Origin of the sequence: Methylobacterium sp. B4, from assembly GCF_003201865.1 — a bacterium.
GTDB lineage: Bacteria > Pseudomonadota > Alphaproteobacteria > Rhizobiales > Beijerinckiaceae > Methylobacterium.
This window is the reverse complement of the sequence record NZ_QJJJ01000012.1, coordinates 1-17667: the sequence shown is the minus strand read 5'-3', so window position 1 is coordinate 17667 and position 17667 is coordinate 1. Positions and strand designations below refer to the sequence as shown.

The 17667-nt window shown below is 71.2% G+C and carries 19 protein-coding genes; 12 read left to right on the top strand and 7 right to left on the bottom strand.

The features are described from left to right. Positions 1–24: 24 nt before the first annotated feature. Positions 25–855, bottom strand: a complete 831-nt coding sequence (locus BY998_RS15360; RefSeq protein ID WP_110352485.1) for an FTR1 family protein — start codon at positions 853–855, stop codon at positions 25–27. A 448-nt stretch (positions 856–1303) separates the two neighbouring features. Between BY998_RS15360 and BY998_RS15355 the strand changes: the two genes are divergently transcribed. The 4 genes from BY998_RS15355 to BY998_RS15340 all read left to right on the top strand — a co-directional run bounded on the left by BY998_RS15355 (position 1304) and on the right by BY998_RS15340 (position 4039). Next, positions 1304–1549, top strand: a complete 246-nt coding sequence (locus BY998_RS15355) for a hypothetical protein (protein ID WP_110352585.1) — start codon at positions 1304–1306, stop codon at positions 1547–1549. Between the two features lie 176 nt (positions 1550–1725). Further along, positions 1726–2166 carry a hypothetical protein gene (locus BY998_RS15350; protein ID WP_110352484.1) on the top strand — a complete coding sequence of 147 codons (441 nt, stop codon included), beginning with the start codon at positions 1726–1728 and terminating at the stop codon, positions 2164–2166. 104 nt (positions 2167–2270) lie between these two features. After that, complete coding sequence (locus BY998_RS15345; protein WP_110352483.1) at positions 2271–3167, top strand: diguanylate cyclase; 897 nt, start codon at positions 2271–2273, stop codon at positions 3165–3167. Positions 3168–3352: 185 nt separating this feature from the next. Continuing rightward, entirely contained in the window at positions 3353–4039 is a 687-nt protein-coding gene (locus BY998_RS15340; RefSeq protein ID WP_110352482.1) for a response regulator transcription factor, read from the top strand. A 9-nt stretch (positions 4040–4048) separates the two neighbouring features. Here BY998_RS15340 and BY998_RS15335 read toward each other — a convergent pair whose 3' ends face one another. Next, positions 4049–5464, bottom strand: a complete 1416-nt coding sequence (locus BY998_RS15335) for a cytochrome ubiquinol oxidase subunit I (RefSeq protein ID WP_110352481.1) — start codon at positions 5462–5464, stop codon at positions 4049–4051. A 262-nt stretch (positions 5465–5726) separates the two neighbouring features. Between BY998_RS15335 and BY998_RS15330 the strand changes: the two genes are divergently transcribed. Continuing rightward, the gene (locus BY998_RS15330; RefSeq protein WP_110352480.1) at positions 5727–6806 is read left to right on the top strand and encodes a methyl-accepting chemotaxis protein; all 1080 of its coding nucleotides are present in this window, start codon (positions 5727–5729) and stop codon (positions 6804–6806) included. Between the two features lie 22 nt (positions 6807–6828). On the opposite strand, the gene BY998_RS15325 is transcribed toward BY998_RS15330, so the two are convergent. Then, entirely contained in the window at positions 6829–7995 is a 1167-nt protein-coding gene (locus tag BY998_RS15325; RefSeq protein WP_110352479.1) for a DNA topoisomerase IB, read from the bottom strand. A gap of 97 nt (positions 7996–8092) precedes the next feature. Here BY998_RS15325 and BY998_RS15320 point away from each other — a divergent pair, with 97 nt between their 5' ends. The 5 genes from BY998_RS15320 to BY998_RS15300 all read left to right on the top strand — a co-directional run bounded on the left by BY998_RS15320 (position 8093) and on the right by BY998_RS15300 (position 12209). Beyond that, positions 8093–9241 (top strand): glycosyltransferase, encoded by a 1149-nt coding sequence (locus tag BY998_RS15320; protein WP_110352478.1) that lies wholly within the window; start codon positions 8093–8095, stop codon positions 9239–9241. Positions 9242–9282: 41 nt separating this feature from the next. Then, positions 9283–9981 (top strand): DUF2625 family protein, encoded by a 699-nt coding sequence (locus BY998_RS15315; protein WP_110352477.1) that lies wholly within the window; start codon positions 9283–9285, stop codon positions 9979–9981. Positions 9982–10037: 56 nt separating this feature from the next. Continuing rightward, positions 10038–10700 carry a methyltransferase gene (locus BY998_RS15310; protein WP_110352476.1) on the top strand — a complete coding sequence of 221 codons (663 nt, stop codon included), beginning with the start codon at positions 10038–10040 and terminating at the stop codon, positions 10698–10700. 66 nt (positions 10701–10766) lie between these two features. Next, positions 10767–11090 (top strand): hypothetical protein, encoded by a 324-nt coding sequence (locus tag BY998_RS15305; RefSeq protein ID WP_110352584.1) that lies wholly within the window; start codon positions 10767–10769, stop codon positions 11088–11090. 129 nt (positions 11091–11219) lie between these two features. Continuing rightward, positions 11220–12209 carry a hypothetical protein gene (locus BY998_RS15300; RefSeq protein ID WP_110352475.1) on the top strand — a complete coding sequence of 330 codons (990 nt, stop codon included), beginning with the start codon at positions 11220–11222 and terminating at the stop codon, positions 12207–12209. Between the two features lie 40 nt (positions 12210–12249). On the opposite strand, the gene BY998_RS15295 is transcribed toward BY998_RS15300, so the two are convergent. Further along, positions 12250–12546, bottom strand: coding sequence for a hypothetical protein (locus tag BY998_RS15295; protein ID WP_110352474.1), 297 nt, complete (start codon positions 12544–12546; stop codon positions 12250–12252). A 352-nt stretch (positions 12547–12898) separates the two neighbouring features. On the opposite strand from BY998_RS15295, the gene BY998_RS15290 reads away from it, so the two are divergent. Both BY998_RS15290 and glpX read left to right on the top strand, forming a co-directional pair. Continuing rightward, positions 12899–14236, top strand: a complete 1338-nt coding sequence (locus tag BY998_RS15290; protein WP_110352583.1) for a homoserine dehydrogenase — start codon at positions 12899–12901, stop codon at positions 14234–14236. Between the two features lie 119 nt (positions 14237–14355). Further along, positions 14356–15351: a class II fructose-bisphosphatase gene (gene glpX, locus BY998_RS15285; protein WP_110352473.1), complete on the top strand. Its 996-nt coding sequence runs from the start codon at positions 14356–14358 to the stop codon at positions 15349–15351. 63 nt (positions 15352–15414) lie between these two features. Here glpX and BY998_RS15280 read toward each other — a convergent pair whose 3' ends face one another. The 3 genes from BY998_RS15280 to BY998_RS15270 all read right to left on the bottom strand — a co-directional run bounded on the left by BY998_RS15280 (position 15415) and on the right by BY998_RS15270 (position 17178). Then, positions 15415–15795: a response regulator gene (locus tag BY998_RS15280; protein WP_110352472.1), complete on the bottom strand. Its 381-nt coding sequence runs from the start codon at positions 15793–15795 to the stop codon at positions 15415–15417. Between the two features lie 227 nt (positions 15796–16022). Further along, on the bottom strand, positions 16023–16916 hold the full coding sequence (locus BY998_RS15275; protein WP_110352471.1) for a DNA/RNA non-specific endonuclease: 894 nt from the start codon (positions 16914–16916) through the stop codon (positions 16023–16025). Positions 16917–16923: 7 nt separating this feature from the next. Next, positions 16924–17178 carry a hypothetical protein gene (locus BY998_RS15270; protein WP_110352470.1) on the bottom strand — a complete coding sequence of 85 codons (255 nt, stop codon included), beginning with the start codon at positions 17176–17178 and terminating at the stop codon, positions 16924–16926. Positions 17179–17667: the final 489 nt, after the last annotated feature.

Sequence of the window (17667 nt, the reverse complement as noted above, 5' to 3'; positions counted from 1 at the left end):
TCGGGGCGGGCGCCGGCTCGCGGATCAGGACGCCGCCGAGACCGGCCGGCCCTCGCGGGCCGCCTTGGCGCTCTTGCCGCCCTTGCGCGTCAGGCTGACGAGGCAGGCCGCCACCGCCACGAGCAGGATCGCGATCTGGGTGCCGAGCGCCTCCCAGCTGCCGTTGCTCAGGCCCCAATCGGAGACGAAGGCGGGCACGCCCTCGGTGGTGAAGGGGATCAAGGCCTGCTCCTGAAGCTCCTGGAAGGCCTCGCCGACCATGCGCAGGCCCATGAAGAACAGGAAGGCCGAGGTCACGATGAACATCGGGCGCAGGGGCAGGCGCAGGGCCAGCCACTGCATGGCGACGAACATCGCCCCGAGCGCAAGGGTCGCCACGGCCAAGCCGGCCAGCAGCGAGCCGTCGAAGCCGTTGCCGCTCTTGGCCAGGGTGTGCAGGAACAGGATCGTTTCGGCGCCCTCGCGGAACACCGCCAGGAAGGCGATGCCGGCCAGCGACAGCACGGTGCCCGCGCCGAGGGCCCGCTCCGCGAGACGGTTGAGGTCCGCCTGCCACGCCTTCGGATCCTGCCGGATGAACAGCCAGCCGCTCATGTAGAACAGCAGCACGGCCGCCGCGAGCATCACCGCGGCCTCGAACAGGTCGCTGTGGTTGCCGTCGTAATAGGTCTCGAACACCCAGGCCATGCCGATGCTCGCGACCACCGCCGCGAGCGCGCCCAGATAGACCGGCCGGATCCGCTCCGCCGCGTCCGCCCGGCGCAGGAAGGCGGCGAGCGCCGCGATCACCAGCAGCGCCTCCAGTCCCTCGCGGAACAGGATCATGAATGCCTGTACGAAGATCGATCCGTCCATTACCCGAACACTCCCGGTCCGGTCCGGCCGGATTTCCGACGCCGAACCTCGAATTTTCGCTTGCGGCGCCTTGATCGACAGCACCGCAATACTTGTCATGCGGCAATGATCACTCGACGCGAATGACAGTTTAGAAACGTTCTCGAAAAGAACAGCCGCACTCTAGAGCGCGGCACGAGGACATTTGATCGTTTGCTTGCGCCAGTACAACTCTTTGCACCCTGGCCGCAAGCACCGAACCGGCTCCGGAAGATCGCGCCGAAGCGACGCATGCAGGCTCCCGACGCGCCGACAAATTTTCGCCGTTTTCACGGGCGGGCCGCGAAACCTAACGGCCACGTTGGGGATTGTTGAGGAAAGACGCGTCCGCGCCTGCAGCCCAGGCCACCGGCCGCCCCACCGAATCCACGGAGCGCGTCTCGCTGAGACGCGCGGGCAGGATACCATGATCGCGCAAACCTCCGTCGCGGCCGCCTTTGCCGGCCTCGTCCTGATCGGCGTGACCGCCGCACCCGCCCTGGCCGCTCCGCCCGCCACCCGCAGCGCGACGCAGGTCGCGGAGGTGGCCCAGGTCTCCCAGACCACGACCGCCTCCGAGAGCGAGGAGGACAGCGCCAATTGCAACAAGCAGCGCCGCCGCCTGTGGATCGAGGGCGAGGGCTGGATCGTCCGCCGCGTCACCATCTGCCGCTGATCCCCAGGCGGGCCGTGTGGGCCGGGCGCCGCGTCGAGCCCGGATCTTGCTCGCCTCAGCACTCTGCATCGGCTGGCGGCGCAGGGGCGCGGGGAACGAGCATGGGGTCTCCCGCTTTCGATTCTCGAACCCTTCGTCCCGCGGGGACACGTCACGGTCCGGAGAAGCCCCGACCCATGCGCACATCCTCCGTCGGCCTCGCCGCCCTGCTCGCCCTCGCCCTGCCCGCGACCGCGCTGGCCGACCCCTACTACGCCGCCGGCTACGGCTCTCACGGCTACGGCCATGCCGGATACCGTTTCGCCGGTCCGGCGCTGGAGGGAGCGTATCTCGGCGCCCCCTTCACCCGGCTTCCGAGCACGAGCCGGCTCGTCCCCCCGGCCTGGGGCTACGGCACCTACGGCGTGCCCACCGTCGCCGGCATCCGCGACGCACCCGCCGCGCGCCCGACGCTGACCGTCATCGACCGGCCGGCCGCGGCCCGGCGGACCGTCGCCCGCCGCGGCGCCCGGGTGCTGACGAAGGAGCCAGGCGGCACCTGGACCGAGCCGTCCCCCCGCTCCGACGCGGAGCAGACCGGCGCCCGGGTCGTCTCGGTGCGGGTTCCGGCCCGCTGAGGGCTGCGAGGCTGCCGCGAGAGCGGAGGAGGCCGCGCGATTTCGTGAGGCCCTCTTAACTTGTCTTGTGCACAATTCCGTTCGGGAGAGCGGGAGAAGCGGCCGTGCACATCGTCATCGTGGATTCGAGCCGGGTCGTCCTGCGGATCGTGGCGGGCATGCTCGAACCGCGCGGGCACGTGGTGTCGCAATTCACCGACTCGAACGAGGCGCTGACCTACGTCGCCGAAAACCCCAAGGTGCGCGCGCTCATCACCAGCCTGGAGGTCCGCCCCTTGAGCGGGCTCGAACTGTGCTGGTCGGCGCGCCTGCTGGCCGAGTCGAGCCGACCGCTCTCGATCATCGCCATGTCCTCGGCCCGGAACGCCCGCAACCTCGCCGAGGCGCTGGACAGCGGCGCGGACGATTTCATCGACAAGCCCCCGGGTGCCGAGGAGCTGCAGGCCCGGCTGCGGGCTGCGGAGCGGCTGACCACGCTCCAGGGCGAGCTGATCCGGCTCGCAGAGACGGACCCGCTCACGGGCCTGCTCAATCGCCGCGCCTTCCTGCAGCGCACGCGGGAGGCCGCGCAGAAGGCGCGTTCGTTCGGGCAGATCTGCGCCGTGATCCTCGACATCGACCATTTCAAGCGCATCAACGACGAGCACGGCCACGACGTGGGCGACCTCGCCATCAAGGCCGTGTCCGGCCTGATCGAGGGGGAGGGCATCGCCGGCCGCCTGGGCGGCGAGGAATTCGCGCTGGTTCTGCCCGGCCACAGCCTGACCCAGGCCGAGGCGGTCGCCTCCCGCCTGCGGCTCAACGCTTCCGACCTGCGCATCCGCTCCCCGAAGGGCCCGGTGCGCCTGACCTGCAGCTTCGGCGTCAGCGAATGGTCCGAGGGCGAGACCGTCGAGGGGCTGCTGAAGCGGGCCGACATCGCGCTCTACGAGGCGAAGACGACCGGCCGCAACCGCGTCGTCTCGGCGATGACCGACCTCGTACTCAGCCGGGCCGGCTGAGCGGACGCCCGCCGGGAGACGGCCGGACGCCGTCCGTCCCGATGCGGGACGCAAGCGGCCCCCGCCTGCCCGCAACGGGGCGATTCGGGGCCGCCAGCCACCCCTAAAGCGCTGGAACGACTCTTGTTCTTCCTTGTCCGCACACGCCGCCTCGTACCGCGGCGGAACGGAAAAGGGGAAGCGGCATGAGTCAGGCCCTCCATCACATCACCGATCGGGCCGTCGCGGTTCTGATCGTCGAGGCGCCGGCCGCCCCGGATGCGCGGATGCGGGCCGGGCTGGAACACGCCCCGGCCCTGCGCACCATCGGCGAGGACGAGCTGTCGGAGGGCGGCCCGGCGCCGGTCGTCGCACTGGTCTGTGTCGACGGGCGGCGGCTCGACCAGGGCTGCGCCCGGATCGCCGCCCTGCGCGAGGAACGCCCCTGGCTGCGCATCCTCGTCGTGCTGCGGGCCCTCGATGCGCAGGCGATGCCCCGGCTGATCGCGGCCGGCGCCGACGCCTTCCTCGGCGGGGGCCTGCCGGCGGACGAGGTCTGCGCCAACGTGCTCGCCCTGGCCGAGGCCCGGCCGCTCGCCCCCCGCCCCGTCGCCGAGGAGGGGACGCAGCACGACGGCGTCGGCCTCACGCCCCGCGAGGCGGAGGTGCTGCGCTTCCTCAGCGCCGGCTTCAGCAACAAGGAGGTCGCCCGGCGTCTCTCGCTCAGCGTGCGTACCGTCGAGACCCACCGGCTGAACCTGCGCCGCAAGACGCAGACCGGCCGGCTCAAGGATCTCGTCGCCCTCGCCCGCCAGCTCGGCCTCGCCCCGGTGCTGGACGGCGAGATGCCCCGCGGCAGCGCCCGCCACGCCGCCGCCGCCGCCCGCGCCTGAACGCGGCCCTCAGGTCGCGCGCGGCTCCAGGCGCTCGTCCAGCGCCGAGAGGGGACGCTTGGGCTTGCGGCCGACCTCCTCGCCAGACACCGAGGGCTCGAACGGCTCGGGGCCTTTGCGCAGGAGCTTGGCGAGATAGTAGCTGCCGAAGCCGAAGATGATCGCGTAGGCGATGATGAAGGCGATCAGCGAGGTCGTCACCGCCTGGGCGGTGAGCGGCGAGTGGGCATCCGCCGTCTTGAGGTGGCCGTAGACGATGTAGGGCTGGCGCCCGATCTCGGCGGTGAACCAACCGAAGATCACCGCGCCGAAGCCCGAGGGCGTCATCAGCATGGCGCAGGTGAGGAAGGCACGGTTCGTGAACAGCGTGCCCTTCCGGCGCAGCCACAGGCTCCACAGGCTCAGGGCCAGCATGGCCATGCCGATCGCGACCATGGCGCGGAAGGCGTAGAAGACCGGCCAGACCGGCGGGCGCTTGTCGGGCGTGACGTCCTTCAGGCCCGGCACCACCCCCGAGAAGTCGTGGGTGAGGATGAATGAGCCGAGCCGCGGAATCCCGATCTCGAAGTCGTTGCGCTCCGCCTCCATGTTCGGGATCGCGAAGAGCAGCAGCGGCATGTTGGCCTGCCGGTCCCAGTTCGCCTCGATCGCCGCGAGCTTGGTCGGCTGGTGCTTGAGCACGCCCAGGCCGTGGGTGTCGCCGACGAAGATCTGGATCGGGGTGAAGATCACCGCGAACCACAGCGCCATGGAGAGCGAGACCCGGGCGCCCGCGACCTTCTCCGGCGGCTCCTTGCGGGCGCGCAGGATCATCCATGCCGCCATGCCGGCCACTGCGAAGGCAGTGGTGAGGAAGCAGCCGAGCACCATGTGGGCGTAGCGGATCGGGAAGGAGGGATTGAAGATCACCTCGAGCCAGTCCGTGGCCACCGCCCGGCCGTTCTCGATGGTGAAGCCCGCCGGAGTCTGCATCCACGAATTGGCCGACAGGATCCAGAAGGCCGAGATCAGCGTGCCGAGCGAGACCATGCAGGTCGACAGGAAGTGCAGCCGGTCGCCGACCCGGTCCCAGCCAAACAGCATGATCCCGAGGAAGCCCGCCTCCAGGAAGAAGGCGGTGATGACCTCGTACTGGATCAGCGGTCCCAGGACGTTGCCGGTGAAGTCGGAATAGACCGACCAGTTCGTGCCGAGCTGGTAGCTCATCACGATGCCGGAGACGACGCCGAGGCCGAAGGAGACCGCGAAAGCCTTCACCCAGAACCGGTAGAGCACCCGGTACATGGGGTTGCCCGTCCAGAGCCACTGCGCCTCCAGCCGAACGAGGAAGGCAGCGAGCCCGATCGTGAAGGCGGGGAAGATGATGTGAAAGGCCATCGTGAAGCCGAACTGGATGCGCGAGAGCATCAGGGCATCGAGTTCCATGGAATGCCTTCCCGATTCCGGCCCGGTCCCTGCACGGTCCGCCGCCCGGCTTAATCCGTCAACCGGGCTCGGCGGCGGCGGGTTCTCCCGACCAGCGCACGCGACGATGCGTCCTCGCCCCGCCTCTTCCACGCTCCGATCCTCGCGAAAGGCGGGAGACCTGACCTTTGTCACCCGCCCTGCGGGTGAATCCGCGCCGAATTAGACCTATGTTAATCGCACTCGCTGAAACGATGGTCCACACGCAGACCGGGTCATCGCCATGGCGGCACCAGCATTGGCATTCTCTTCGAGCCCTGAAGACGAGGCGGAGAACGGCGCGCCATGCGGGGCGGCGACCATCGCGGAGCTGACCGCCGAGGTCGGGCGCATCGCTCAGGACAAGATCGGCCGCATCCAGCAGATCACCGCGCAGGCCAAGATGCTGGCCCTCAACGCGCGGATCGAGGCAGCCCGGGCCGGCGAGGCCGGCCGGGGCTTCTCGGTCGTCGCCCAGGAGGTGCGCGGGATCGGCGCGGCGATCGAGGGATTGGCGCAGGAACTGGAGAGCGGCCTCTCCAGCCGCATCGCCGACTTGCAGCGCAGCGTCGACGCGATGGCGGCCAGGACGCAAGGGGAGCGCCTGGTCGATCTCGCCCTCAACGCCGTCGAACTGATCGACCGCAATCTCTACGAACGCACCTGCGACGTGCGCTGGTGGGCCACCGACGCCGCCGTGATCGCCTGCGCCGAGCGGCCCGACCGGGAGGCCGCCGACCATGCCGCGGCCCGGCTCGGGGTGATCCTGTCGGCCTATACGGTCTATCTCGATCTGTGGCTGTGCGGACGCGACGGCACCGTGCTCGCCAACGGCCGGCCCGGACGCTACCCGCAGCTGCGCGGCGCCAGCGTCGCGGGCGAGCGCTGGTTCCGGGACGCGCTGGCGCTGCGCGGCGACGACTACGTGCCGGGCGAGGTGCGGATCGAGCCGCGGCTCGGGGCTGCGCCGGTCGCGACCTATGCCGCCGCGATCCGCGACAACGGCGGTTCCGCCCGCGGCGTCCTCGCCGTCCATTTCGACTGGGAGCCGCAGGCGCGGGCGATCGTCCAGGGCGTGCGCATCAGCGAGGCGGACCGCGCCCGCACCCGCGTGCTGCTGGTGGACGGGCAGCGCCGCATCCTCGCCGCCTCCGACGGCAAGGGCATGCTCGGCGAGACGCTGCCGGCGGGGTTCGACGGGCGCGCGAGCGGGGTCGCGCGCGATGCCCGGTCGCGAACCGTCACCGCCTTCCACCGCACGCCGGGATACGAGACCTACCGGGGACTCGGCTGGTACGGCGCCATCGTCCAGACCGAGGGCTGAGCGGTCGCCGGCGGGCGACGCCTCAAGCCGCCTTACGCCCGCCAGACGCGCGCTTGGCGCCCGATGCCTTGCCCTTGCGACCGCCCGTCCTGCGCGGCGCCTCGGCGGCTCGCTCCGCTTCTTCGAGGCGACCGCGCAACAGGCTAAGCACCGCGGCCTCTTCCGGGCGCAGTTCCTCGAGGCTGTCCGTCAACTCGCCCTCGACGGCGTCCTTGATCTGCAGGAGCAGGGCGCCTTCGAGGTAGCAGCCGAGAATCTGCGGGTGGATGTAGCACTTGCGGCAGATGGTCGGCGTGTTGCCGAGCCGCGAGGCCACGGATTCGATCGCCGCGCGCAGGTTCTTCTTGGCCTTGGCCTCGCTGTCGAAGGCTTCGAACTCGCGCAGCGCCACTGCCGCCAGCACCGTGCCGGCCCAGGTCCGGAAATCCTTGGCCGTAAAGTCCTCGCCCGTGATCTCGCGCAGGTACTCGTTCACGTCGGAGGAGGTGACGTCGCGCCGCTCGCCCGCGTCGTCGAGATACTGGAACAGCTCCTGGCCCGGCAGGTCCTGGCAGGCCTTGACGATCTTGGCCACGCGCCGGTCGCGCACCGAGACGGACCATTCCTTGCCGCTCTTGCCCTTGAAGCGGAAGCGCATCTCGGAACCCGCGATCTTCACGTGCGGGTCGCGCAGGGTGGTGAGGCCGTAGCTCTTGTTCGAGCGGGCGTAATCGTCGTTGCCGACGCGGATCAGGGTGGTCTCCAACAGGTGGACCACGGTGGCGAGCACCTTCTCGCGCGGCAGGCCGCGCTGGCTCATGTCGGCGTCGATCCGTCGGCGGATGCCGGGCAGAGCCGCGGCGAAGGCCATGATGCGGTGGAACTTCGAGGCCTCCCGCGCCTCGCGGAAGCGGGGATGGTAGCGGTACTGCTTGCGCCCCTTCTCGTCGCGGCCGGTCGCCTGGATGTGGCCGTTGGGGTAAGGACAGATCCACACGTCGGTATAGGCCGGCGGCACCGCGAGGCTCTTCAGCCGCTCGATCTCCCCGGGGTCGCGGATCGTCGCGCCCTTGGTGTCGATGTAGCGGAAGCCCTTGCCGTTGCGTTTGCGCCGCAGGCCGGGCTTCGAATCGTCCACGTAGCGCAGGCCCGCCTCGCGGGCGGCCTCGCGGGGATCGACCACGCCGGCGCCCGCCTCGTCCGACAGCATGTCGCCCTCCCTTATCCGTTGGGCATCAACCTCAAGGGCGCGGGTGCTGTTCCGCGAGGCCCCTTCCCGCGGGGGGCGCCCGTGCTATGCCCTTCCGATGACCGCCTCAGCCGACCCGCATGCGGGAAAGAACCTCGTCTTCGTCGTCACCGAGGACTGGTTCTTCGCCTCGCACTTCCTGCCGATGGCCCGGGCCGCCCGGCGGATGGGGCTCGCGGTGAGCGTGGTGACGCGGGTGCGCGCGCATCGCGCCGCGATCGAGGCCGAGGGCATCCGGGTGGTGCCGCTCGAGGCGGAGCGCTCCAGCCTCAACCCGATGGCGGCGGGCTACGCGGCCGGGCAGCTCTCGGGCATCCTGAAGGCGTTGAAAGCCGACATCGTCCACTGCATCGCGTTGCGCGGCATCCTGGTCGGCGGCACGGCGGCGGCGATGGCCGGCATCCCGCGCCGGGTCTTCGCGCTCACCGGCCTCGGCCTGCTCGGCGCTCGGGAGGATGCGACCGGGCGGCTGTCGCGCCTCGCGCTCAAGGGATTGATCCGGGGGCCGCTGGCGAGCCGGCAGACCCGCTTCCTGTTCGAGAACCCGGACGATGCCCGCGCGCTCGGCCTCGACCCCTCCGACACCGCCGTGACCCTGGTGGGCGGGGCGGGCGTCGATCCCGACGCCTTCGCGCCGCGCCCGCTTCCGCCGCCCGCGCCGCTCAAGGTCGTCATCGTCGCGCGGATGCTCTGGTCGAAGGGCATCGACGTCGCGGTGGAGGCCGTGCGGCAGGCCCGCGCCGGGGGCGCATCGGTCGAACTCTCGCTCTACGGCGCGCCCGATCCCTCGAACCGCCGGGCCATCCCCGAGGCGACCCTCAGCGACTGGTCGCGCGACGGGGTCACCTGGCACGGCCCCACTGGCGACGCGGCGGCGGTCTTCGCCGCCCACCATGTCGGCGCCCTGCCCTCTCGCGGCGGCGAGGGTCTGCCGCGCACGCTGCTGGAGGCGGCGGCTTCCGGGCGGGCTCTGCTGACGAGCGACGTGCCGGGCTGCCGCGACCTCGTGCGCGACGGCCGCGAGGGCCTGCTCGTGCCGCCGGGCGACGCCGGCGCCCTGGCCGCGGCGCTGACCCGGCTCGCCGCCGACCCGGCCGAGGTCGCGCGCATGGGCGCGGCGGCGCGGGCGCGTATCCTCGAGGGCGGCTACACGGAGGCCGCCGTCGCCGAGACGGTGGCCGGGCTCTACGCGGAGCTGCTGCGATAAGGCATCGTCCCGACAGAACCCGGCACAGGGAGCCCTTCGCGATGACCGAGTCCGCCGGACGGCGCAGCATCGACGGGCTCATCGCGCGCGACGACCCGGCTTGGCCGCTCGTCCTGTCCTGGGCGGCCGACCCCGCCGCCCATCCGAGCCGCATCCTGCCCCCCGATCCGGATCACCGCGACGCGGCGCTGCTGCGCCTGCAGGTCACCACGCGCTCAACCCTCGGCGCGATCGTGCACGAGAGCGGTGGGATCGCGCTGCACGACGGATGGCTGCGCCTGCTCGGCTCGGGCCGCCCCCCGGAGGCGGGGGACGGCACCCGCTCCCTCGTGCGCTGGAACGAGGAGGCCGGGGCCTTCGATGCCGGCGCCGGCACGGCGCCCGCCTTCCTCCTCGTCGCCGACGACGTCCTGGGCGGGTTCTTCGCCCTCAACGGCGGACGCTTCGGCCCGGATGGGCTCGGGCAGATTTTCTACCTGCCTCCGGACGGACTCGACTGGGAGCCGCTCGAACTCGGCCATGCCGACTTCGTGCACTGGTGCTTCTTCGGCGACACGAGCGCCTTCTACGCCGACCTGTCCGGACTGTGCGGCTGGGGCGAGCGCCCCCTCCCCGGCTTCGATCGGGCCTATTCCTTCTATCCCTTCGCCTGGTCGGCCGAGGCGGCCCGCGGCGGCCTCGACCGGCGCGTCGTCCCGGTCGAGGAGATCTGGCGGCTCAAATCCGAGCTTGCCGGCTGAGCCCGGCCCCTCACGCGCTTTCGAGTTCCCATGCCACTGCCCTCCCGGTCGATCCCGTGACGCCCTCCCAGGACCCCGTCCGCTTCATCCGCGAGCACACGGCCCTGCGCCCGGTGCCGCACGCCCCCGAGATCGTCCTGCACGTCGCCGACGAGGCGACGGCGCTCTGGCAGAAAACGGAGGACGAGCTGGAGGCGATCGGCCTGCCCCCGCCGTTCTGGGCCTTCGCCTGGGCCGGGGGACAGGCGCTCGCGCGCTACATCCTCGACAATCCCGCGACCGTGGCGGGGCGGCAGGTGGTCGACTTCGCCTCGGGATCGGGACTGGTGGCCATCGCCGCGGCCAGAGCCGGCGCGGCCCACGTCACCGCGAGCGATCTCGACCCGTTCGCGCTGCATGCAATTCCCCTCAACGCGGCGGCCAACGGCGTCGCGGACCGCATCACGGCGGTCGGCACCGACCTGATCGGGACGGATGCGCCCTGCATCCTGGCGGCCGACATCTTCTACGAGCGCGATCTCGGCGCGCGGGTCGGCGCCTGGCTCGGCGACCTGCACGCCCGGGGCCGCACGGTGCTGATCGGCGATCCCGGGCGCAGCTACCTGCCCCGCGAGCGGCTCATTCCGATCGCGCGCTACGAAGTCCCCGTCACCCGCGATCTGGAGGATGCCGAGATCAAGCGCTCCTCGGTCTGGCGCTTCGCCCCGCCCACCGGATGAGAAACGCGCTCGCCGCCCCATATGTCGGCGATGAACGACGCGGGCAGAGCGGATTCGGAGTCGACGATGGAGGCCGGGGCACAGCCCGTCAGGGCGCAGGACTGGGACGAGCGGGTCGAGCGCGGCTGCCGCAAGCTTCCCGAGCGGGTGCAGCGGGCCATCCACTGGCTGCGCGAGCCCTCCCGCTTTCCCCTGCGGCTCCTCGCGTCGATCCTGCTGATCCTCGGCGGCATCTTCTCGATCCTGCCGGTGCTCGGCCTGTGGATGCTGCCACTGGGCCTTGCGCTCCTGGCCCAGGACGTGCCCGCCCTGAAGGTGCCGATGGAGAAATCGGCCCGCTGGATCGAGCGCCAGTGGCGGCGCTGGCGCGAGCGCCGCACTCGCGGCTGATGCGGCGTCCGGGCGGACGGGCCGGGCCGCCGCCCTCGGCATATTGCCGCGCTTGACAGAAAATCGATGTCGGCCGACCCATCGCGGACCGGATCCCGCCCGGGAAGGATCTTCCGGAGACAACCTGTGATGCTGTTGCGTCTGTTCCCCCGCCGGCTCGCCGCCGCGGTCTTCCTCGCGGCGGGCGTGCTGACCGGGGCCGTTCCCCTGCCCCACTCTCTCCTGCCGGCCCGGGCCCAGGAGGTGGTTTTCCCGCCGAGCTCCCGCTTCGGCTTCACGCCGCCTTCCGACATGACGATCTCGAAGCGTTTCACCGGCTTCGAGCGGATCGGCGGCGGGGCGATGCTCTCGGTGGTGGAGCTGCCGGCCACCGCCTACCCGGAGCTCAAGCAGAGCTTCACCGACGAGAACCTCAAGACGCAGGGTCTGACCGTGGAGAGCCGCGAGGCGGTGACGCTCGACGGCGGCACCGAGGGCGTGCTCTTCACCGGCGAGCAGACCGCGGCCCAGGGCCAGACGCCCGCCGCCCGCAAGTGGCTGCTGATCGTCGGGGGCAAGGAGGTCACCGGCATCATCATCGCCCAGGCCGCGGTCGGCGCCGAGACCGACGAGACGATGCGGGGCATGCTCACCGGCCTGCGCATCCGCGGGGCGCTCGGCCTCGACGAGCAGGTCGCCGCCCTGCCCTTCCGCATCGACGACCTCGCCGGCTTCCGCCCGGTGCGGGTGCTGGCCGGCAATTCCGTGCTGCTGACGCTCGGGCCGCTGGATCAGGTGATCAACCTGAGCCAGCCGATCCTGGTGATCGCCCAGGCGGTACAGCAGGCCACCCCGCAGGAGCAGCGCGACGGCTTTGCCCGCGCCTCGCTCTACGCGAACCAGACGATGAAGGAGTTCTTCATCGAGCGCTCGCAGAGCTACCGCAAGAACGGGATCGACTGGCACGAGATCGTGGCCCGCGCCACCGACATCCCGTCCGGCCTGCCGGTGGTGGTCTCGCAGACCATCCGCTTCGCCCCGGACGGCTACGTCCGCGCGGTCGGCGTCACCCGCGCCGACCAGCGGGAGCAGATGCTGCCGTTGTTCCGCCAGGTGGTGGACAGCGTCCAGCTGCGCTGAGGCCCCTCCCCGCACCCTGGCGGGGAAGAAAAGCCCGGCGTCACTCGCAGACGCGCACGCGCCGGATGTAGATGTCGCCGTAGGGGTCGATCGTCTCGCGGCGCTCGAAATGGCAGATCGGGCCCTCGACGTAGACCGGCGGTGGCGCCCGGTAGACGGGCTTGCCCGGATAGTAGGGATCGTTTCCGGCCGCGATCGCGCCGCCGAGGGCGAGGCCGCCGAGCACGCCCAGTGCCGCCGCACCGCCCGCACCGATGCCGTCCCGCGCGTGAGCGGCGGGCGCCGCGCCGAGCGCCAGCGCGCCCGCCATCGCCCCGCCGAGAAGGCTTGCCCGCATCGTCGAACCTCCTTGACTGCCTTGCCGACCGACCTCGCGCTCGCACCGCCTCTCGGAGGGAGCCGGCGGCCCGAGCGTGGCCGTACCGGACGCCATCTGAGCGCGCGATTTGAGGCCGATCTTCGGCAGTCCCGCCTCCTCGTCCCGCGGGCCGGCGGACGACGGAGCGCTCCCCCGGCCCCGTTTCCTTGCGCAGCCGCCCCAAATCGTTGCAGAAGTGCGCGCCGTTCCGGACGTGCCCCCGCCCCTCTCGCCAAAGCGCCGCCAAGCCTTTGCCCGAGCGGCGCCGGCCGCCCGACCGGCGAAGGCCGGGACGGGCCCGGCGCCAACTTCCATCATGGTGCGAATTCCCATGACGCAGACCCTTCGCCTCGGCATTGCGGGGCTCGGCACGGTCGGTGCCTCCGTCCTGCGCATGGTCGCCCGTCGCGCACAGGCGCTCACCGCCGCCACCGGCCGCACGATCGCCGTCTCGGCCGTCTCCGCGCGCGACCGGAACCGGAACCGCGGCGTGGACCTCGCCTCCGTGCAATGGTTCGACGATCCCGTGGCCCTGGCCCGCTCGGGCGAGATCGACGTGTTCGTCGAGCTGATGGGCGGCTCCGAGGGCGCGGCCAAGGATGCGGTCGAGGCGGCGCTCGCCGCGGGCAAGCATGTCGTGACCGCCAACAAGGCGCTGCTCGCCCATCACGGCGCGGCGCTCGCCCGCTCGGCGGAGGAGCACGGCGTGACGCTGGCCTACGAGGCCTCGGTCGCGGGCGGCATCCCGGTCATCAAGGCGATCCGCGAGGGGCTGGCCGGCAACGAGGTCAGCCGCGTCTACGGAATCCTCAACGGCACCTGCAACTACATCCTCAGCCGCATGGAGGCGGAGGGGCTGACCTTCGAGGCCTGCCTCAAGGACGCGCAGGCGCTGGGCTATGCCGAGGCCGACCCGACCTTCGACGTCGAGGGCTTCGACACCGCCCACAAGCTCGCCATCCTCACGAGCCTCGCCTTCGGCGTGGAGATCGACGCCGAGGGCGTCTCGGTCGAGGGCATCTCGGCGATCCAGCCCCTCGACCTCACCATGGCCGACGAGCTCGGCTACCGCATCAAGCTCCTCGGCGTCGCCCAGGCGACCGCGGAGGGCATCGAGCAGCGGGTGCATCCCACTATGGTGCCGAAGGCCTCGGCCATCGCCCAGGTGATGGGCGTCACCAACGCGGTGACCGTCGATGCCGACGCGGTGGGCGAGCTGACCCTGATCGGCCCCGGCGCGGGCGGCGAGGCCACGGCCTCGGCGGTCGTGGCCGATATCGCCGACGTCGCCTTGTCGTCCTCGGCCCCGGGGCTCGCGCGCCCGACCTTCGGCCGGCCGGTCTCGGGCCTCGCGGCCCCGCGGCGGGTCGAGATGCAGCGCCACGAGGGCGGCTACTACATCCGGCTGACCGTGCATGACCGCACCGGCGTGGCCGCGGGCGTCGCCACCCGAATGGCGGAGGCCAACATCTCCATCGAGAGCATCGTGCAGCGCCGCTCCGCCAAGGCGGCGTCGAGCGATCCGCAAGGCCTGTCCGGCCAGCCGGTGCCGCTGGTGCTCATCACCTACGCCGCCACCGAGGGGAACGTCCGCAAGGCGCTCAGCGCGATCGACCGCGACGGCCTCCTGGCGGAAGCGCCGCAGCTCATCCGCATTGAGCGCGACTAGCGCGGCCGAGACCGGCCGGAACCTGCGGGAGACAACGTATTCTTGAGGAAGGCGTTGTCATGACATCGGTGCGGCACCGGCCGGGACAGGCCGGGCCCGAGGATGAGGGACGAGCGGCGATGGCAGTGGCCAATACCGGGATCTTCAGCGATCCCACGGCGCGGGGCCTGACCCTCGAACTGGTGCGGGTGACCGAGGCCGCCGCCATCGCCGCCGCCCGGCTGCGGGGCCAGGGCCGCGAAAAGGAGGCCGATCAGGCCGCCGTCGACGCCATGCGCTCCGAACTGATGGTACTGCCCATCGAGGGCATCGTGGTCATCGGCGAGGGCGAGCGCGACGAGGCGCCGATGCTGTTCATCGGCGAGCGGGTCGGCACCGGGCAGGGGCCGTCGGTCGACATCGCCGTCGATCCCCTGGAGGGCACCACGCTCTGCGCCAAGGACATGCCGGGCGCCATCGCCGTGATGGCCCTGGCCGAGCGCGGCACCCTGCTCGCCGCCCCCGACGTCTACATGCAGAAGATCGCGATCGGCCCCGGCTACCCGCCCGGCACGGTCGATCTCGACTGGAGCCCGGCCCAGAACATCGCCTCGCTCGCCCGGGCCAAGGGTGTCGAGCCCTCCGGCATCACCGCGATCATCCTCGACCGGCCCCGCCACATGGACCTGATCGCCGCGGTGCGCGACACGGGCGCGGGCATCCGCCTGATCTCGGACGGCGACATCGCCGCGATCATCCACTGCACCAAGCCCGACGAGACCGGCGTCGACATCTACATGGGCACGGGCGCCGCGCCGGAGGGCGTGATCGCCGCCAGCGCGCTGCGCTGCATCGGCGGCCAGATGCAGGGCCGGCTCATCCTCGATTCCGCGGACAAGCGGGCGCGGGCGGCCAAGCTGGGCATCACCGATCCGGCTCGGAAATACGACATGCACGACATGGCCCGCGGCGACGTGATCGTCGCGGCGACCGGCGTCACCACAGGGGCTTTGCTCTCGGGCGTGCGCTTCCGCCCCGGCATCATCGAGACGGAGACGGTGGTCTACCGCTCGAACACCGGCACGGTGCGCCGGATCGCCTGCGAGCACCGCCGTCTGGAGAGCGCGCCGGGCTGATCCCCCGGCAATAATCCCCGACACACCCTCCGCGCTGACCAAGGTCTCCTGCGCCGGCCGCCTTCAGCAGGCGGCGGGCTGGCCGAACAGCGCTTCTGCGAGGCGCAGCGGCTCGATCGGCTTCTCGCAATGGACCGCGTCCCGCAGGCGGGTCGGGACGGCGCTGTCCTCATAGCCCGTGGCGAACACGAACGGCACGCCGCGCGCCCGGAGCGCGTCGGCGACCGGGAAGACCAAGACCTCGCGCAGGTTGATGTCGAGCACCGCGCCGTCGATGCGCGGGGAGGTCTCGATCATCGACAGAGCATCCTCGATGGTCCCCACGGGGCCGATCACCCGGGCCCCGCTCTCCTCGAAGGCACGCCGCATATCGTCGGCGATGAAGTATTCGTCCTCGACGACGAGGACGTTCCGGCCGGCGAGGACCCCAGTTCGACTCAGCATCGCCCCCTCCTTCGCTCTCCCTCGACAGGCGCGATTCGGGCGAGAGCATAATCCGTTCAACACGGTCCGGAATGCGGTGTTCACAGATTTCAAGTTGTTGACAATGGGGTTTGACCGCCAAGACACAACCCAACGCACTTTCCGGGCCGGCCAGCGCCACGTTTGCGCGAGGCTGCGGCGCCGACGCGCCCGCCGCGAAGGGGGCGTGAGGCCGAAGAGGTCGGCGCTCAGAAGATCGCTCGCAGCAACTCGCGCCAGAGCCGCCGCAGGGCGTCGTAGGCCAGCTGTCTCAGGAAATCGGCAAACGATTCCTGGCCGCGACCGTCGCGGGAGAATTCGTGGGGCTCGGGCAGGGACATCGCCCGGGCCTTGGCCGCCTCGGGAAGGTCCGGGAACACGTCGAGCCCGGCTTTGTCCCGCAGGGTCGCAAGGGAGACGACGCGCCACGCCCCGCCCGCCTCGTTGGGCGCAAGATAGGCACCGGCCTCGCCCGTGCGCGGATCGTAGACGGCCTTGAAAAGCTGGCTCGGCACCAGGATGCGCCCCTTGACCGCATCGACTGAGGCCCCCTCGAAGACCGGACCGGTGACGACGAAGATCTCGCCGCGCTCGAGGGCGAGCCGCCGCACGCTCTCCTCGATCGCCGCCCAGAGCGTGCGGTTGGCGGTGCGGTTCTGGGGCACGATGTTGGCGAGGCTGAAGGATTCGGCCTGCGCCGTCTCGCTCGGCATGTCGCCCGCCGGCGCCAGATGGCCGCGGTCGTAGCCGCTGCGCAGGTAGTCCGACAGGCTCGCCCGGTCGTCCTCCGGCAGGCGATCCTCCTCGTGGAAGGCGTCGGCCCGCTCAACCCGGCGGGCGGCGGCGACGCTCCGGCGTGTCAGCCGCTCGGCCGCGTAGAGCGGCGTGCGCGAGAGGCCGGAATGCAGCACCGCGAAGGCGCTGAAACAGAGTGGGACGGTCCTGTCGGACAGCTTCGGGTTCGTGAGGACGGGGGCTTGGCCCTGCGCGAACAGGTTCGGGCAGGCGGATGCGCCGAACCCGGCCTCGGCGGCGGCCGCGAGAGGGCTCGCGACGGCGAAAAAGCCCGCTAGGGCGAGCGCGCCGAGAGGGTGCCGCGCCATCGCCGCCTCAGAAGCAGACGCGGACGCGTCGAGGACCGGACGGCGTCTCCCGCCAGCGGTAGCCGCAGGGGCGGCCGAGCGGATCGATCAGCGGGCGGATGTCGCGATCCGGCGGTCCGGGCGGGCGGCGGCAGCGGGCATCCTCGAGACAGACCGCCCTCGCGGGCCGCGCAAGATCAATGTCCGCCGCGAACACACCACGTCCATCGAGCAGGACCAGCACCAGGAGGGCCGGAACCATGGTCTTTGCGGCGAACGGCATCGGGGGTGGCGGCCTCGGATCGGGGGCGAGATGTTGATCAATGCAGCCTTCATCCATAATTGGAGGCACGTCACGCCTGAAATGGCGGCGCTGCCTTAACTCTGAAGGCAGACGAGGCGAGCAAATCCTCGGAAAGCTCCGCCGCTGTTGCAGCGAGATCATGGTATCCCGTGACCGCTTCGCGGTAGGATGGGCGTTCGGAGGTTCTCACGAAGCGTCCGTCGCACCGGCGTCGATGCCGCGTTCGTGCCGTGAGAGACACTCATACGTCCCGGGGCGAGCGGTTCCCGGGGGCGGGCGAAGTCCGGGATGGGCCGCGTTCGAGGAATTCGGGCGCGAGGCTCCGCGAGGGCCACGCCGCCGTTGGGAACGCAAAAGAGACGGGTGAAGGCATTGGCACTAGCGGACACGACGATCCTTGAGGGTCTTGAGACGCCGGATCGTCTCCGGCTTCTGCCGGAAGGCGAGCTGCGACGGGTGGCCGACGCC

Coding starts and splice junctions, on each gene's coding strand:
- BY998_RS15360 (WP_110352485.1), bottom strand. CDS start 855: ATGGACGGATCGATCTTCGTACAGGCATTCATGATCCTGTTCCGCGAG.
- BY998_RS15350 (WP_110352484.1), top strand. CDS start 1,726: ATGCGCACATCCTCCGTCGGCCTCGCCGCCCTGCTCGCCCTCGCCCTG.
- BY998_RS15340 (WP_110352482.1), top strand. CDS start 3,353: ATGAGTCAGGCCCTCCATCACATCACCGATCGGGCCGTCGCGGTTCTG.
- BY998_RS15335 (WP_110352481.1), bottom strand. CDS start 5,464: ATGGAACTCGATGCCCTGATGCTCTCGCGCATCCAGTTCGGCTTCACG.
- BY998_RS15330 (WP_110352480.1), top strand. CDS start 5,727: ATGGCGGCACCAGCATTGGCATTCTCTTCGAGCCCTGAAGACGAGGCG.
- BY998_RS15325 (WP_110352479.1), bottom strand. CDS start 7,995: ATGCTGTCGGACGAGGCGGGCGCCGGCGTGGTCGATCCCCGCGAGGCC.
- BY998_RS15320 (WP_110352478.1), top strand. CDS start 8,093: ATGACCGCCTCAGCCGACCCGCATGCGGGAAAGAACCTCGTCTTCGTC.
- BY998_RS15315 (WP_110352477.1), top strand. CDS start 9,283: ATGACCGAGTCCGCCGGACGGCGCAGCATCGACGGGCTCATCGCGCGC.
- BY998_RS15305 (WP_110352584.1), top strand. CDS start 10,767: ATGGAGGCCGGGGCACAGCCCGTCAGGGCGCAGGACTGGGACGAGCGG.
- BY998_RS15300 (WP_110352475.1), top strand. CDS start 11,220: ATGCTGTTGCGTCTGTTCCCCCGCCGGCTCGCCGCCGCGGTCTTCCTC.
- BY998_RS15295 (WP_110352474.1), bottom strand. CDS start 12,546: ATGCGGGCAAGCCTTCTCGGCGGGGCGATGGCGGGCGCGCTGGCGCTC.
- BY998_RS15290 (WP_110352583.1), top strand. CDS start 12,899: ATGACGCAGACCCTTCGCCTCGGCATTGCGGGGCTCGGCACGGTCGGT.
- glpX (WP_110352473.1), top strand. CDS start 14,356: ATGGCAGTGGCCAATACCGGGATCTTCAGCGATCCCACGGCGCGGGGC.
- BY998_RS15280 (WP_110352472.1), bottom strand. CDS start 15,795: ATGCTGAGTCGAACTGGGGTCCTCGCCGGCCGGAACGTCCTCGTCGTC.
- BY998_RS15275 (WP_110352471.1), bottom strand. CDS start 16,916: ATGGCGCGGCACCCTCTCGGCGCGCTCGCCCTAGCGGGCTTTTTCGCC.
- BY998_RS15270 (WP_110352470.1), bottom strand. CDS start 17,178: ATGCCGTTCGCCGCAAAGACCATGGTTCCGGCCCTCCTGGTGCTGGTC.